The organism is Pseudomonas sp. SG20052, assembly GCF_031766055.1.
Lineage (GTDB): Bacteria > Pseudomonadota > Gammaproteobacteria > Pseudomonadales > Pseudomonadaceae > Aquipseudomonas > Aquipseudomonas mandelii.
The window spans coordinates 1,607,406-1,623,244 of the sequence record NZ_CP134498.1; the positions used below are offsets into that span (position 1 = coordinate 1,607,406).

The window sequence follows — 15,839 nt, forward strand, 5'->3', positions numbered from 1 at the left end:
CGAAGCTTATTGGAGATAATAATAATGAACCGCCGTAAAGCTGATCCCTCCTCGCGCCACGCGCACCTTGCTGATGGGGTGCGGACATGAGCGAATCTATCGAACGTAATGGCATCCACCTGACCCGCGCTTTAAAAAGCCGACACATTTTCATGTTGTCCCTGGGGGGCGTGATCGGCACGGGGTTGTTTATGGGCTCCGGAGTGACGATCAATCAGGGCGGGCCGGTGGGGGCGATTCTCGCTTACCTGGTCGCCGGTTTCCTGATGTACCTGGTGATGGTGTGCCTGGGCGAATTGTCCGTGCAAATGCCGGTGTCCGGCTCGTTTCAAACCCACGCGACCAAGTTCATCGGGCCGGCCACCGGCTTCATGATCGGCTGGGTGTACTGGATGAGTTGGGCGACCACCGTGGGCCTGGAGTTCACGGCGGCAGGCATGCTGATGGAACGCTGGTTTCCAACCATTCCGATCTGGTACTGGTCGGCGCTGTTCGTGGTGGTGCTGTTCGGCCTGAATGCGTTGGCCACACGCGCTTTTGGTGAAGCGGAATACTGGTTTTCCGGGATCAAGGTCGCGGCGATCCTCGGGTTTATTGTGGTCGGCGTGCTAGTGATTTTCGGCGCGATCCCACTGACCAGCGGTGCACCGGCACCGATGATGACCAACCTGATCGGCGACTCGCTGTTCCCCAACGGTTTGTCGGCGGTGTTCGCAGTGATGATGACCGTGGTCTACGCCTTCCAGGGCTGCGAGATCATGGGCGTGGCCGCCGGCGAAACCGATCAGCCGGAAAAAAGCATCCCGCGCGCCGTGCGCAACGTGGTGTTTCGCGTGTTGATTTTCTATGTGCTGGCGATCGTGGTGCTGTCGGCAATCGTGCCGTGGCAGCAGGCCGGGTTGATGGAAAGTCCGTTCGTGCAAGTGTTCGACATGGTCGGCATTCCTTATGCGGCTGACTTGATGAACTTTGTGATTCTTACGGCGATTCTGTCGGTGGGTAACTCGGGCCTGTATGCCTCTACGCGCATTCTGTGGGCGATGTCCAAGACCGGCATGGCGCCGAAAAGCCTGTCGCCGTTGAGCAAGCGCGGCGTGCCGTTGCGGGCGCTGAGCATCACCTTGTGCTTCGCGCTGGTGTCGTTGATGACCAGCTTCGTCGCGGCGGACACGCTGTTCATGGTGTTGATGGCGGTGAGCGGTATGTCGGGCACGGTGACCTGGATCGTGATCGCGCTGGCGCAGTACAAATTCCGCAAGGCTTACCTGCGCGATGGCGGCAAGCTCAGCGACTTGAAATACCGGGCGCCGTGGTTCCCGCTGTTGCCGCTGACATGCATTGCGTTGTGCTGTTCGCTGTTCGTGTTCCTGGCATTGGATGAAACGCAGCGCCCTTCGCTGTATTGGGGCTTCGGGTTTATCGCGGTGTGCTACGCCGCGTACTTCCTGACTCAACGCAAGCGCCAGGCGGTGCTGGCACCGAGCTTGCCGACGGCGTAGCGGTACACGCCAAGACAAAACCCTATGGGAGCAAGCCGTGGCGAGAGGATCAATCCACTCGCCACAGCTCGCTCCCATCGTTGTTTTTGGCGGGTTACGCGCTGTAGGCAGTTGTTCAAAGTTGTAACAGCGCAGTCGTCGCATGGCTGGATGTCAGAACTTAAACCAACAAAATCAACTACTTACTAAGTAAGCGCAGCTGTTACAGCCCGCTCTTCAGCCAATTGCCGTCTTGCTGAACACTCGTTTAGTATGGCCCTAAGTCGCACCACCTCACGCCAAACCCAATAATTCGAGGATTCGCATGACTACTCACATTTCTCTGCTGTGCCAAGTAAAAGCCGGCGTGGCCTGGATCACCCTCGATCGCCCCGATCAGCGTAATGCGCTGGACATTCCGACCCTGAAAAACCTGCACGCCGTGCTCGATGAGTTCAACGCCGATCCCTCCGTTCGGGTCGTGGTGCTGACCGGCAGCGGCCGCAGTTTCTGTTCCGGCGCGGATCTCGCCGAATGGGCCGAAGCCGAAGCCCGTGGCGCCCTCGAAAGCTACGGCTGGACCGAAACCGCCCATGCATTGATGAGCCGTTTGTACAGCCTGGAAAAACCAACCATCGCCGCCATCAACGGCACCGCCGTCGGCGCCGGGATGGACCTGACGCTGTGCTGCGACCTGCGCATCGCCGCGCAATCGGCGCGCTTCAAGGCCGGCTACACCAGCATGGCCTACTCGCCGGACGCCGGTGCCAGCTGGCATCTGCCGCGCCTGATCGGCACTGAACAAGCCAAGCGCCTGCTGTTCCTCGACGAGTTGTGGGGCGCCGATCGTGCCTTGGCCGCCGGTCTCGTCGGCGAAGTCTGCGCCGATGAACAACTGCACGGCGTGACCACCGAATTGGCCACGCGCCTGGCCAACGGTCCGACATTCGCTTTCGCCCAGACCAAAAAACTCATGCGCGAAGGCGCCCAGCGCAGCCTGCCGGAGCAACTGCAAGCCGAGCTCGCCGCCGGCCTGCTTTGCGGTCGCAGCAAAGACGGCGCCGAAGCCTTGCGCGCCGCCATCGAAAAACGCCCGGCACACTTCAGCGGCCAATAGGCCCGATGACTGGCCTCGTACACCTACTCAGCACATGAACAACAGGTAGCCCCATGAATTTCCAACTGACCCAAGAACAAGACATGTTGGTGGACGCGGTACGCAGCTTTGTCGCCAAGGAACTGCTGCCTCATGAGGAAGCGGTCGACCGCGCCGACGAAGTCTCCCCGGAGCTGGCGGCACAGATCCGTGGCAAGGCGATTGCGGCAGGTTTCTATGCCTTCAACATGCCCGAAGAAGTGGGCGGTGGCGGCCTCGATTACCTGTCCCAGGCGCTGATCGAGCGTGAACTGTCCAAGGTTTCGTGGGCGCTGCATGTGTTTGTCGCGCGGCCGTCGAAAATCCTCATGGCTTGCACCGGCGAGCAGATCAACGACTACCTGCTGCCGTGCATCCAGGGCGAGAAAATCGATTGCTTCGCGCTGACCGAGCCGGGTGCCGGTTCCGACGCCAACGCGATCAAGACCCGTGCCGTGCGCGACGGTGATGACTTCATTCTCAACGGCAGCAAGCACTTCATCAGCCACGCCGGTCATGCCGATTTCGCCATCGTTTTCGCGGTCACCGACACCTACGAACACAACGGCAAACAGCGCAACGCCGTGACGTCGTTCCTGGTCGACCGCGACACGCCGGGCATGACCATTCGCCGGGGTCCCAAGTGCGTGAGCAACCGCGGTTATCACACCTTTGAAATGTTCTTCGACGACTGCCGCGTCCCCGCCAATAAAGTGCTGGGGGAAGTCGGCAAGGGCTGGGACGTGGCCAACGCCTGGCTCACGGCCGGACGGGTGATGGTCGCCGCCAACTGCGTCGGCCAGGCGCAACGCGCGCTCGACGTGTCGCTGCAATGGGCCGCCGACCGCAAGCAGTTCGGCCAGCCGATCGGCACCTACCAGGGCATCTCGTTCAAGCTCGCCGACATGGTCACGCAGATCCGCGCCGCCGAACTGCTGACCTTGCACACCGCCTGGAAAATGGACCAGGGCACCATGACCGACGGCGAGGCCGGCATGGCCAAGTTGTTTGCCAGTGAAGTGCTCGGCAAGGTCGCCGATGAGGCGGTGCAGATCTTTGGCGGCATGGGCCTGATGGACGAATGCCCGGTGGAACGCATCTGGCGCAACGCGCGGATCGAGCGCGTCTGGGAAGGCACCTCGGAGATCCAGCGCCACATCATTTCCCGCGAATTGCTGCGGCCACTGTTGCGCTGACCGGTCCGGAGAATGGCTATGTCGCAAACGATTCGTGACAACCTCAAACGCATGCTCGCACCGCGCCACCTGGCGTTTATCGGTGGCCGCAGCATGGCCCGCGCGCTCAAGCGCTGCGCCGACGGCGGTTACCTTGGCGAGATGTGGCTGGTCAATCCGCAGCACGACAGCCTTGAAGGCGTGCCGTGTGTGCGCCGTATTGCCGATCTGCCGTGCGGCCCGGACGCGGTGTTCATCGCGACCAACCGCGAGCTGACCCTGACCTGCGTTGCCGAACTGGCCGCCAAGGGCGCAGGCGGGGCGATCTGCTACGCCTCCGGGTTCGCCGAAACCGGTGCCGAGGGCCAGGCCTTGCAGCAACAATTGCTCAAAGCCGCCGGCCACATGGCCTTGCTCGGCCCCAACTGTTACGGCCTGCTCGACTACTTGCACAGCTCCGCGCTGTGGCCGGTGGCCCATGGCGGAAAACCGGTGGAGAAGGGCGTCGCCGTCCTGACCCAAAGCGGTAACTTTGCCTACAACCTGTCCATGAGTGACCGCTCGCTACCAGTGGCCTACATGGCGTCGGTCGGCAATCAGGCGCAACTGGGCATCGCCGAATTGATGGACGTGTTGCTCGATGAGCCGCGCGTCACCGCCATCGGCTTGCACCTCGAAGGCCTGAAAAACGTCCCGGGTTTCGCCCGCGCGGCGCACAAGGCATTGGAGAAGGGCATTCCGATCATCGCCTTGAAAACCGGCGTGTCGCAGATCGGTGCCGAGCTGGCGCTGAGTCACACAAGCTCGCTGTCCGGTTCCGATGCGCTGTACGACAGTCTGTTTGCGCGCCTCGGCGTGATCCGCGTCAGCGGCCCGGTGAGTTTCGTCGAAACCTTGAAAGCGGCGGCGTGCGGCAAGTTGCCGGCGGGCAACAGCCTGATCGCACTGGCCTGTTCGGGAGGCGATGCCGGGCTGATTGCCGACTACGCCGAGCGCAACGAGCTGAGCTTGGCGAAACTCGACGAAGGTCAGCGCGATGAGCTGGCGCAAGTGCTGCCGAGCTACGCCAATCTGGTCAATCCGCTGGATTTCACCACGGCGATCTGGGGCGACGGCGAAGCCTTGAACCACATGCTCGACAGCGCCCTGCGCACCGAAGCCGATGCGGCGATGCTGGTGCTCGATTACCCGGCCGAATTTACCGGCGAACGCAAGGAATGCGACCTGCTGCTGGAGCTGTTCTGTGCTGCGCTGATCCGCCACGGCAAGACCGGTTTTGTCACCTCGGCTTTCCCGGAATTGCTGCCGGCCCACGCTCGCGAACGTCTGCATACCCAAGGCGTGGCGGCGTTGCAAGGCGTCGAAGACGGGCTGGCCGCGTGGGGTCGGATTGCTGGCTATCAACGCAACCGTCAGGCGCTGCTGGCGCTCGGTGAATCAGTGCTGGTGCCGCACTGCCCTCAGGCGCTGGAAGGCGAAGGTCGCTTGCTCAATGAATGGGATTCGAAAAAAGCGTTGCGCGCCTTCGGCCTGCAGACGCCCAACGGCGTGTTGAGCTCACCGGACGAGGCGTTGAGCGACGCCAACGCGCTGGGTTATCCGTTGGTATTGAAAGCGGTCAGCTCCCAACTGCCGCACAAAACCGAAGCCGGCGCCGTGGCGTTGAACCTCAAGGACGGCGCCGCTCTGAACGCTGCCCTGGAAAAAATGCGCGCCAGCCTCGTCGATTACGCGCCGCACGTGCCGTTCGATCAGGTGCTGCTGGAGCCCATGGCCAAGCCGCCGTTGGCCGAGCTGATCGTCGGCATCAAACGCGAAAACGACTTCGGCCTGGCCCTGGTCATCGGCGCGGGCGGAATTCTGGTGGAGTTGCTCAAGGACAGTCGCAGCCTGTTGCTGCCCACCACCGATGGCGCCATTCGCCAAGCGTTGCTCGGCCTGCGCAGTGCCGCGTTGCTGCAAGGTTTTCGCGGTCGCCAAGTGGCGGATCTGGACGCGCTGGTGGCGGCGATTCGAGCGGTGGCCGATTACGCCTGCGAGAACGCCGGGCAGTTACTGGAACTTGATGTGAACCCATTGTTGGTCGGTGCCGATGGCACGACTGCGGTCGATGCGTTGATTCGCCTCGGCCACGAGTGAGGACTTGAATATGCAAAGCACAACATTGACCGGCGGCCAGGCCCTGGTCCGCCTGCTGGCCAACTACGGCGTCGACACCGTGTTTGGCATCCCCGGCGTACACACGCTGGAGTTGTACCGTGGCCTGCCCGGCAGCGGCATTCGCCATGTGCTGACGCGCCATGAGCAAGGCGCCAGTTTCATGGCCGACGGCTACGCCCGAGTCAGCGGAAAACCGGGTGTGTGCTTCATCATCACCGGGCCGGGCGTGACCAATGCCGCGACCGGCATCGGCCAGGCTTATGCCGACTCGATTCCGATGCTGGTGATATCCAGCGTCAACCACACCGCCAGCCTCGGCAAAGGCTGGGGGTGCCTGCACGAAACCCAGGACCAGCGCGCAATTACCGCGCCGATCACGGCGTTTTCGGCGGTAGCCCTTAGCGCCGAGGACCTGCCTGAACTGATCGCCCGTGCCTACGCGGTGTTTGACAGTGAGCGTCCGCGCCCGGTGCACATTTCCGTGCCGCTCGACGTGCTGTCGGCAAAGGTCAGCCGCGACTGGAGCAATGAAGTGGTGCGTCGCCCGAGCCGTGGCGTACCGGCCGCTACGGCGCTGGATCAGGCCGTGGCCAAACTGCAAAGCGCCAAACGGCCGATGATCATCGCCGGCGGTGGCGCATTGAATGCGCAGCAGCAAGTGCATGAACTCAGCATTCGACTCGCCGCGCCGCTGTTTACCAGCGTGGCCGGCAAAGGCCTGTTGCCGCCGGATGCACCCCTCAATGCCGGCTCGACCCTGTGCGTCGAGCCGGGTTGGCAACTCATCGCCGAGGCGGACGTGGTGCTGGCCGTTGGCACCGAAATGGCCGACACCGATTTCTGGCGCGAGCGTCTGCCGCTGAATGCCGAGCTGCTGCGCGTGGACATCGACCCGCGCAAGTTCAACGATTTCTACCCGTGCGCGGTGGCGCTGCAAGGCGATGCGCAACACACCCTCGCCGCGTTGCTGGAACGTCTGTCGCCCGTCAATCGCGATGCCAGTGCAGCGATCGCGTCCGTCGCAGCGCTGCGTGAAGCGGTGCAAAACAGCCACGGTCCCTTGCAGTCGATCCATCAAGCGATACTCGAACGTATCGCTGCGGAGCTGCCGGACGATGCCTTCATCAGCACCGACATGACCCAACTGGCCTACACCGGCAACTACGCCTTCAACAGCCTGGCACCACGCAGCTGGTTACATCCGACCGGCTACGGCACGCTGGGTTATGGCTTGCCGGCGGGCATCGGCGCCAAGTTCGGCGCGCCGCAGCGGCCGGGTCTGGTGCTGGTTGGCGACGGCGGTTTTCTCTACACCGCGCAGGAACTGGCCACCGCCGTCGAAGAGCTGGACAGCCCGCTGGTAGTGTTGCTCTGGAACAACGACGCGCTGGGGCAAATCCGCGACGACATGATCGGGCTGGATATCGAGCCGATTGGCGTGCTGCCGCGCAACCCGGACTTTGCCGCCCTGGCCCGTGCGTTCGGTTGCACGGTGAGCGAGCCGCAAAGCCTGGCCGAGTTGCAAACCGACTTGCGCCACGGCTTCAAGCGCAACGGCGTGACCCTGATCGAACTCAAGCACGCGTGCGCGCAGTGACTCCAATTTTGTAAAAAGGATACCGCCATGCGCTTTTCCGATCTGACTCAACGCATCGCCGGTGACGGCGCTGCCGCCTGGGACATTCACTACCGCGCTTTGGCGCTGAAAGAGCAGGGCGAAGACATTCTGCTGCTGTCAGTCGGCGACCCGGATTTCGACACCCCGGTGCCGATTGTGCAGGCGGCCATCGACAGCCTGTTGTCTGGCAACACCCACTACGCCGACGTGCGTGGCAAACGCGCACTGCGTGAAAGCATCGCCCGGCATTACGCCAAACGCAGTGGCCAGCACGTTTCGGCGGAGCAGGTCACCGTGCTCGCCGGGGCGCAATGCGCGTTGTTCTGCGTGGCGCAGTGCGTACTGAATCCGGGCGACGAAGTGCTCGTCGCCGAGCCGATGTACGTCACTTATGAAGCCGTGTTCGGTGCCTGCGGTGCGGTGGTGATTCCGGTGCCGGTGCGTTCCGAAAACGGGTTTCGGGTGTTGCCCGAAGACGTCGCCACCCGCATCACGCCGCGTACCCGGGCGCTGGCACTGAACAGTCCACACAACCCGTCCGGCGCCAGTTTGTCGCGCAGCACCTGGCAGGCACTTGCAGATTTATGCATCACCCACGACCTGTGGCTGATTTCCGATGAGGTCTACAGCGAGTTGCTGTTCGACGGCGAACACATCAGTCCGGCGAGTTTGCCGGGCATGGCCGAGCGCACCGCGACACTCAATAGCCTGTCGAAATCCCACGCCATGACCGGCTGGCGCATCGGCTGGTCAATCGCGCCACCGGCGCTGGCCGAGCACCTGGAAAACCTCGCGCTGTGCATGCTCTACGGTTTGCCGGACTTCGTGCAGGACGCCGCCGTCGTCGCGCTGGAAAGCAACCTGCCGGAACTGGACACGATGCGCGAAGCCTATCGCCAACGCCGCGATCTGGTCTGCGAATGCCTGGCCGACTGCCCCGGCGTGCGGGCCTTGAAACCCGATGGCGGAATGTTCGTGATGGTCGATATCCGCGACACCGGGCTCAGCGCCCAAGCGTTTGCCGACCGCTTGCTCGACCGTCATGGCGTGTCGGTGCTGGCCGGTGAAGCCTTCGGTCCGAGCGCCGCCGGGCATATTCGCCTGGGACTGGTGCTGGGCGCAGAACCCTTGCGTGACGCCTGCCAGCGAATCACCCGTTGCGCCACTGAACTGATGGAAGCCCATGTCTATGCATAACCACAAGACGCTGTTTATCGATGGCCGCTGGCAGACCCCGTCGGGGCAGGGCATCGCCGAGGTCATCAATCCGGCCACTGAAGAGGTCGCAGGTTCGGTGCCGCTGGGCGATGAGCGCGATGTCGACAACGCGGTGGCTGCGGCGCGCCGGGCCTTCGGTCCATGGTCGCGGACGCCGTCGAGCGTTCGCGCCGGTTACCTGCGTGCCCTCGCCGACCAGTTAAGTGCCCGGGCCGATGAAATGGCCGCGGTCATCACCACCGAGTTGGGGATGCCGGTGCAATGGTGCCGTTCGGTGCAGGTCGACGGGCCCATCATCGGCCTGGAGCAATACGTCGAACTCGCCGGCTTGATGGATGAAGTGCGCGAGGTCGGTAATTCGCTGGTCATCCGCGAGGCGGTCGGTGTGTGCGCCTTCATCAACCCGTGGAACTACCCGCTGCATCAACTGATCGGCAAACTCGCCCCGGCTTTGGCCGCCGGTTGTACCGTGGTGGTCAAGCCGAGTCAGGAAACGCCGTTGCATGCCTTTTTGCTGGCGCAGATGATCGAAGCGATCGGGTTGCCGGCCGGCGTATTCAATCTGGTCAGCGGACCGGGCTCGAAGGTCGGCGAAGCGCTGGCCAAGCACCCGGACGTGGACATGGTGTCGTTCACCGGTTCCACCGGTGCCGGGGTTCGCGTGGCGCAAGCGGCGGCGCCTTCGGTGAAGCGCGTGTGCCTGGAACTGGGCGGCAAGTCGCCGCTGTTGATTGCCGAGGATGCCGATCTGGCCGCCGCCGTGCGCTACGGCGTGCAGGACGTGATGATCAACTCGGGGCAGACCTGCACTGCGTTGACCCGAATGTTGCTGCCGGCCAGTCGTTACGCCGAGGCCGTGGAACTGGCGATTGCCGAAACCCAAAGCCTGCGCATGGGCGATCCGCTGGACCCGCAGAGTTTCCTCGGGCCGATGTGCTCGGCGGCGCAGCGTCGCACCGTGCATGACTACATTCAGGCCGGACAACAAGAAGGCGCGCGGCTGGTTTTCGGCGGCGAAACAGCGCAAGCGTTTGAACGCGGTTACTACGTCAGTCCAACGCTGTTCGCCGATGTCGATAACCGCATGCGCATCGCCCAGGAAGAAATCTTCGGGCCGGTGCTGTGCCTGATTCCCTACACCGATGAAGCGCAAGGGATTCAGATCGCCAACGATTCGCCGTTTGGCTTGTCCAGCGGTGTCTGGGCCGGCAGCACCGAACGCGCCTTGCAACTCGGGCGTCAGTTGCGTGCCGGGCAATGCTTTCTCAACGGCGCGGCGTTCAATTATCAGGCGCCGTTCGGCGGCTACAAACAGTCAGGCAATGGCCGGGAATGGGGAGAAGAAGGGCTCAATGAATTTGTGGAAGTGAAGGCGATCCAGGTGTGACCGTTGACGATTCAAACGATCTGCGCACGGTTATCGCCCACCCATAAAACCTGTAAACGTTTAGGAAATTGCCATGAAAGTCTTGATTGTCCACGCTCACCCGGAGCCGAAATCCTTTACCGCCGCCCTGCGTGACCAGGCGGTGTCAACGCTTGAGGCTCAGGGGCATGAGGTCCGGGTCAGCGACCTGTACGCGATGAACTGGAACCCGGTGGCCAGTGCCGATGACTTTTCCTCGCGGGAGAACCCCGAGTACCTGGTGTACGCGCTGGAGCAACGTCTGGGGGTGAAGAACCAGTCGCTGGCGCCGGACATCCAGCAAGAACTCGACAAACTGCTGTGGGCTGACTTGCTGATCCTGAACTTCCCGATTTTCTGGTTCTCCGCCCCGGCGATGCTTAAGGGCTGGATTGATCGGGTGTTGGTGTCGGGTATTTGCTACGGCGGCAAACGTTTTTACGACCAGGGCGGATTGAGCGGCAAGAAGGCGCTGGTTACCGTCACCCTGGGCGGCCGTGAGCATATGTTCGGTGATGGCGCGATTCATGGTCCGCTGGAGGATATGTTGCGGCCGATCCTGCGCGGCACGCTGGCCTATGTCGGGTTTGACGTGCTCGAGCCGTTCGTGGCCTGGCATGTGCCGTACATCAGTGACGAAGCACGCAAAGATTTCCTGCAGAGTTATCAGCAGCGCCTGGAGCATCTGAGTGATGACCGGCCGATGCAGTTTCCGCGCTTGTCGCAGTTTGATGAGGCGTTGTATCCGTTGCCTGGTTGAAAGGGGCTTTTGGCGGGGGCTTGAGGGTGTGTTTTCCGGCCCCATCGCGAGCAGTCTCGCTCCTACAGAGGGTTTGTGTACGCCACAGATCTCCTGTGGGAGCGAGCCTGCTCGCGAAGGGGCCAGCGAGTTCAACCCCGAAAAACGAAATATGCCGAAGCTGTTCCCGATCACTGAACAGGTTCGGCAGAGGTGATCGGGTTTAAATCTCCTTCACCGGCGTTTCACCCTCAACCCCTTTGATCAACCCGATGGCATGCAGGCAATCCGCCTTGTTCACATACGACTCGCCACTGGCGATCGTCTCGTGGTTCCCCGCCCTCAAGCGCCAGCGCCATTGTCCTTTGCCGGTGCTCGGCGTGCCTTTGGATTGCCTGTAAATCTCGAAATACATTCTGCTCGCTCCATGCGATGGGTCATCGCGACAACCTGTGTGTCGCATCGGGGGCAAGCCTAGCGGAGCTGGGTTTTTTGGCCATCAGGCATTTGTTTCCAGGCATTTGAAAATATTTCAGCCCGCGCTGCCGGGTCGGTGTGGATGGCCAAAACCCCCGCAGTTTCGCCCTTGCATCACCTCCCTCGGTCCTGCTTAATACGACACGGCTCATGGCGTCGAGCAGCTGTCGACGACCTCGGATTGTAGAAAAATCACTATAAAAAAAGAGCAATCAATTGACTCATCAGCACGGAACGCAACTGACCGGGCATGTGCAGCTTTCGCTCGTGATACCGGTTTTCAATGAGGCGGCGACCATTGATTTGTTCATCGCGCGGATCACTGACGTCTTCAAGGATGAAACGCTGATCGGTCTGGAAATGGTGTTCGTCAACGACGGCAGCACCGACACCACGCTCGACCTGCTGCTGGAGCGCCAACAGACCGATTCGCGCCTGCGCATCGTCGATCTGAGCCGCAATTTCGGCAAGGAAGCGGCCCTGACCGCCGGCTTGCAGACCGCCACCGGCCAGGTGGTGGTGCCGATCGACGTCGATTTGCAGGACCCGCCTGAAGTGATCCTCGAGATGATCGCCCTTTGGCGTGAAGGCTATGAAGTGGTGCTGGGTCATCGTGTGAGTCGCAAGACCGACTCCTGGGCCAAGCAAACCTCGGCCAACTGGTTTTATCGCCTGCACAACAAAATCGCTGAGCAACATCTGCCGGAAAACGTCGGCGATTTTCGGCTGATGGACCGTTGTGTGGTGGATGCCCTGCAAACCCTGCCTGAGTCCCGGCGCTTCATGAAAGGCCTGTTTGCCTGGGTCGGGTTTCGCACGACGCATGTGAACTACGAGCGCCTTGAACGGGTGGCGGGGGCGAGCAAGTTCAACGGCTGGCGGTTGTGGAACTTCGCGCTGGAAGGCATCACCAGTTTCAGCACCGAACCGCTGCGCATCTGGACGTATCTGGGGCTGTTCGTCTCGCTGATCTCGTTCTCGTTTGCCATTTTCATCATCTTGCGAACCTTGATCTCCGGTGTCGATTTACCGGGTTATGCGTCGCTGATGGTCGCAGTCACGTTTCTGGGCGGCCTGCAATTGATCGGCATCGGCGTGCTGGGTGAATACCTGGGCCGCACGTATATCGAGTCAAAACGCCGCCCGGTGTATCTGGTGCGGCGCGTCTACGACCCCAAGGACTGAACCATGGATCTCAAGGAAACCGACATCCTCGGTTCGAGCATCGACCAGCACTGGTATTACGCCTCCAAAGCGGCGGCCACCACGCGAATGCTGGGTAACACGCCGGTCACAAGGATTCTCGACGTAGGCGCGGGCTCCGGATTCTTTTCCCACCATTTGCTGAGGCATTCGGCGGCCCGTGAAGCTTGGTGCGTCGACATCAGTTACGACCAGGATTCGGACGCCACCACCGTCGGTAAACCGGTGCATTACCGTCGCGGCATCGACTCGGTGGATGCCGATCTGGTGCTGCTGATGGATGTGCTGGAACATGTTGATGACGACGTCGGGTTGCTCAAGGCTTACGTCGATAAAGTCCCCTCCGGCAGCCGTTTCCTGATGACGGTGCCAGCGTTCCAGTTTCTCTGGAGCGGGCACGATGACTTCCTGGAACACAAGCGCCGCTACACCTTGGCGCAACTGGAAACGGTGGCCCGGGACGCCGGTTTGACCGTGAAACAGGGGGCTTACTACTTCGGCCTGGTGTTCCCGATTGCCGCGACCCTGCGCTTGTTGCCCAAGGGCGCACAACCGTCGCCACCACGCTCGCAACTCAAGCAGCACCACCCACTGGTGAATACGGTTTTGAAGACGCTGTGCAGCGTCGAACTGCCCTTCATGGGCGCGAATCGTCTGGCCGGATTGACCGTGTTTGTCCTGGCGCAGAAGCCGTGACGTCAGCCGAAAAATCCGCCCTGATCCAGCGTGGCCTGCGTTTTGCCGTGACCGGGTTGTTCGTCACGGCCCTGCATGCGCTGGTCGCCGTGTTGTTCATCCATTACGTGCTGCCTCTACCGCCCTTGGCCAACGGCGCGGCGTTTGCCGTGGCGACCGTGGTGTCTTACCTGATCAATACCACGTGGAGCTTTTCCGCCCGTTTGCACGGCAAAACGCTGCTGCGCTTCATGATGGTTTCCGCTGCCGGATTCCTGCTGGCGATGCTGGTGGCCTGGGCTGCGCAAATGGCCGGGCTGCATTATTTGCTGGGGATTGGCGCAGTGGCGCTGACTCTTCCGGCCTTCACCTTTGTATTGCATAACTTCTGGACGTATCGATGAAGGATTTCGCTAGACGCCTGCCACTCAACCTCTTGCCGCTGTTGATCGGTGTTGTGGCCTTTTTCCTCATCATCGGGCCACGGGCGCTGAACCCGCAAAACATTGCGTGGCTGGGCAATGGCGATCCGGCGACCCATTACCTGGGATGGGCTTTTTTCCGGCAGTCGCCGTGGACTTTTCCCATAGGGCTCAATCCTTCCTATGGAATGGAATTGGGCAATGGCATCATTTTTTCTGATTCCAACCCGCTGCTGGCATTCTTGTTCAAACCCTTTGCTGCGCTGTTGCCGACACCTTTTCAGTATTTCGGCCTCTGGTTACTGACCTGCTTCGTCCTGCAGGCGTGGTTTGCCTGGAAGGTAGTGGGGCTGATGTCGTCGCATGTGGGTGTGCGTGCCGTGAGTACGGCGTTGTTGCTCTTTGTTCCGCCAATGCTCATGCGCATGCCCTTTCATTTGTCCCTGGGCGGGCATTTTCTGCTGCTGGCTTCGTTTTACCTGGCCCTGCATCCGCAACTGCGTCGTCGACGCCTGGCCTGGGGCGCATTGCTGGCGACGGTCGCGTTGGTCCACGCGTACTTTCTGGCGATGGTTGCACTGATCTGGATCGCCGATCTGGCGGCCGGGTATTTCAAGAAGAAACTGACGCTGCGCTCTGCCTTGATCGAGTTTCTTGCGCTGTTTTCACTGGTCAGCTTTTGCTGCTGGCAAGCCGGGTATTTTTCGGTCGGCACCGAAGGCGCGATCTCAGGCGGTTTTGGCATCTACGGCATGAACCTGCTGTCACTGATCGACTCGGGGAACTGGTCCTATGTGCTGAAGGATCTGCCCGGTGTCCAAGGGTTCGGTGACGGCGAAGGGTTTGTCTTTCTGGGACTTGGCCTGATCACGCTGGGCCTCTATGCCGTGGTCGGTTTACTGCAAGGCAATACCGGCTTCGGGCAACAGGTGCGGCGGCGACCCTTTTTGCTGTTGGCGCTGATTGGGCTGACGGTGTTCGCCATTTCAAATCATGTGGCGTTGGGCTTGCTCGAGTTCACCTATCCGCTGCCGCCCGTGGTGATTTCCATCGCCAACATCTTCCGCGCCTCGGGGCGAATGTTCTGGCCGGTGTACTACGCGATCATCTTCGCCATCATTTTCCTGGTCATTCGCGCCAACACGCCGCGCACGGCCTTTTGCCTGCTGTCGCTGGCGTTGCTGATACAGATGGTGGACACCCACGCCGGCTGGGCAGGGGTGCGCAAGCAATTGATGATGGAACCGGCGTCGAAGTGGGCGTCGCCCATGGTCGATCCGTTCTGGGAAAGCGCGGCAGCCCATTACAAGAACATTCGCTGGATCGTTCCGCAGAATCTGTCCCCGAAGTGGATGTCGGTGGCTGATTTTGCCGGCGCCCACGGTCTTGCGACCAATGCCGTTTACCTGGGGCGGATGGACACGGCCAACTGGATCGAATCCGAGCAGCAGACGGCCCGGGAAATGGCGTCGGGTAAATATGACGCCGACTCGTTGTACCTGCTCGATGAGCGTGCGTTGATCCAGTCGGTGAGAAACATTAATACCCAAACGGATCTCTTCGCCCGGATTGACGGCTTCACGGTGCTGGCTCCAGGCTGGAAGCAGTGCGGCACTTGCTTGCAGGCGACCTCGCAAGTCAATCCGCTGGACCTGGTACCCGCCCTCGAACCCGGACAAAAGACGCTGTTCACTCACGGCAACAAGGGCGGCGCGTTGCTGGCCAAGGGCTGGTCCGAGACTGAACCCTGGGGTGTCTGGTCCAAAGGCCCGGACGCTGAAGTCATGTTCCGGACCCTGGCGCCCGTGCATTCCTTGCGTCTGGAGACGACGGCGTTTCTACCTCCCGGCCATGGGCGTCAACGTGTCGGCATCAGCATCAACGGCCTGCCGGCAACGAACACCCAACTTGAACAGGCTGACGGCAACGTGATCGATATTCCCCTCACGGCCGAGATGCAACAACGGGTGTCGAGTCAGGGTGTCGTGAGGTTGCAACTGCAGTTTGCCGACGCGGTCAGCCCGAAACAGTTCGGGCTTGGCCAGGACGTTCGCCAACTTGCGCTCGGATTGAAGACCTTGACGGTCAATTGAAAGCCAACGCACGTAGACGCCCCCGTCGCGCCTTTCTAAAC

At 61.4% G+C, this 15,839-nt stretch carries 13 protein-coding genes; 12 read left to right on the forward strand and 1 reads right to left on the reverse strand.

All coding sequences use genetic code 11. From position 1 onward, the window contains the following. Window positions 1-86: 86 nt before the first annotated feature. The 8 genes from RHP74_RS07275 to RHP74_RS07310 all read left to right on the forward strand — a co-directional run bounded on the left by RHP74_RS07275 (window position 87) and on the right by RHP74_RS07310 (window position 10,949). The gene (locus tag RHP74_RS07275) at window positions 87-1,499 is read left to right on the forward strand and encodes an amino acid permease (protein WP_010462192.1); all 1,413 of its coding nucleotides are present in this window, start codon (window positions 87-89) and stop codon (window positions 1,497-1,499) included. Window positions 1,500-1,803: 304 nt separating this feature from the next. Then, on the forward strand, window positions 1,804-2,595 hold the full coding sequence (locus tag RHP74_RS07280; RefSeq protein ID WP_311098603.1) for an enoyl-CoA hydratase-related protein: 792 nt from the start codon (window positions 1,804-1,806) through the stop codon (window positions 2,593-2,595). 53 nt (window positions 2,596-2,648) lie between these two features. Continuing rightward, window positions 2,649-3,809: an acyl-CoA dehydrogenase family protein gene (locus RHP74_RS07285; protein WP_010462188.1), complete on the forward strand. Its 1,161-nt coding sequence runs from the start codon at window positions 2,649-2,651 to the stop codon at window positions 3,807-3,809. A gap of 18 nt (window positions 3,810-3,827) precedes the next feature. Beyond that, window positions 3,828-5,927 (forward strand): acetate--CoA ligase family protein, encoded by a 2,100-nt coding sequence (locus tag RHP74_RS07290; protein ID WP_311098604.1) that lies wholly within the window; start codon window positions 3,828-3,830, stop codon window positions 5,925-5,927. Window positions 5,928-5,937: 10 nt separating this feature from the next. Beyond that, the gene (locus tag RHP74_RS07295; RefSeq protein ID WP_311098607.1) at window positions 5,938-7,545 is read left to right on the forward strand and encodes a 5-guanidino-2-oxopentanoate decarboxylase; all 1,608 of its coding nucleotides are present in this window, start codon (window positions 5,938-5,940) and stop codon (window positions 7,543-7,545) included. A 27-nt stretch (window positions 7,546-7,572) separates the two neighbouring features. Then, on the forward strand, window positions 7,573-8,763 hold the full coding sequence (locus tag RHP74_RS07300; RefSeq protein ID WP_010462180.1) for a pyridoxal phosphate-dependent aminotransferase: 1,191 nt from the start codon (window positions 7,573-7,575) through the stop codon (window positions 8,761-8,763). Beyond that, window positions 8,756-10,171: an aldehyde dehydrogenase family protein gene (locus tag RHP74_RS07305; RefSeq protein WP_010462179.1), complete on the forward strand. Its 1,416-nt coding sequence runs from the start codon at window positions 8,756-8,758 to the stop codon at window positions 10,169-10,171. The genes RHP74_RS07300 and RHP74_RS07305 overlap by 8 nt, the downstream gene beginning before the upstream one ends. 73 nt (window positions 10,172-10,244) lie before the next feature. Further along, window positions 10,245-10,949, forward strand: a complete 705-nt coding sequence (locus RHP74_RS07310; RefSeq protein ID WP_282410566.1) for an NAD(P)H-dependent oxidoreductase — start codon at window positions 10,245-10,247, stop codon at window positions 10,947-10,949. A gap of 202 nt (window positions 10,950-11,151) precedes the next feature. Here RHP74_RS07310 and RHP74_RS07315 read toward each other — a convergent pair whose 3' ends face one another. Next, window positions 11,152-11,343 (reverse strand): DUF1508 domain-containing protein, encoded by a 192-nt coding sequence (locus tag RHP74_RS07315; protein WP_010462174.1) that lies wholly within the window; start codon window positions 11,341-11,343, stop codon window positions 11,152-11,154. A 278-nt stretch (window positions 11,344-11,621) separates the two neighbouring features. Between RHP74_RS07315 and RHP74_RS07320 the strand changes: the two genes are divergently transcribed. Genes RHP74_RS07320 through RHP74_RS07335 form a run of 4 tightly spaced genes read left to right on the forward strand, consistent with a single transcriptional unit; the run spans window position 11,622 to window position 15,798 of the window. Beyond that, window positions 11,622-12,590, forward strand: a complete 969-nt coding sequence (locus RHP74_RS07320; RefSeq protein WP_010462173.1) for a glycosyltransferase family 2 protein — start codon at window positions 11,622-11,624, stop codon at window positions 12,588-12,590. 3 nt (window positions 12,591-12,593) lie between these two features. Beyond that, window positions 12,594-13,304 carry a methyltransferase domain-containing protein gene (locus RHP74_RS07325; RefSeq protein WP_311098611.1) on the forward strand — a complete coding sequence of 237 codons (711 nt, stop codon included), beginning with the start codon at window positions 12,594-12,596 and terminating at the stop codon, window positions 13,302-13,304. Next, window positions 13,301-13,687 (forward strand): GtrA family protein, encoded by a 387-nt coding sequence (locus RHP74_RS07330; RefSeq protein ID WP_010462169.1) that lies wholly within the window; start codon window positions 13,301-13,303, stop codon window positions 13,685-13,687. The genes RHP74_RS07325 and RHP74_RS07330 overlap by 4 nt, the downstream gene beginning before the upstream one ends. Further along, complete coding sequence (locus RHP74_RS07335; protein WP_311098613.1) at window positions 13,684-15,798, forward strand: DUF6311 domain-containing protein; 2,115 nt, start codon at window positions 13,684-13,686, stop codon at window positions 15,796-15,798. Before RHP74_RS07330 ends, RHP74_RS07335 begins: the two co-directional genes overlap by 4 nt. Window positions 15,799-15,839: the final 41 nt, after the last annotated feature.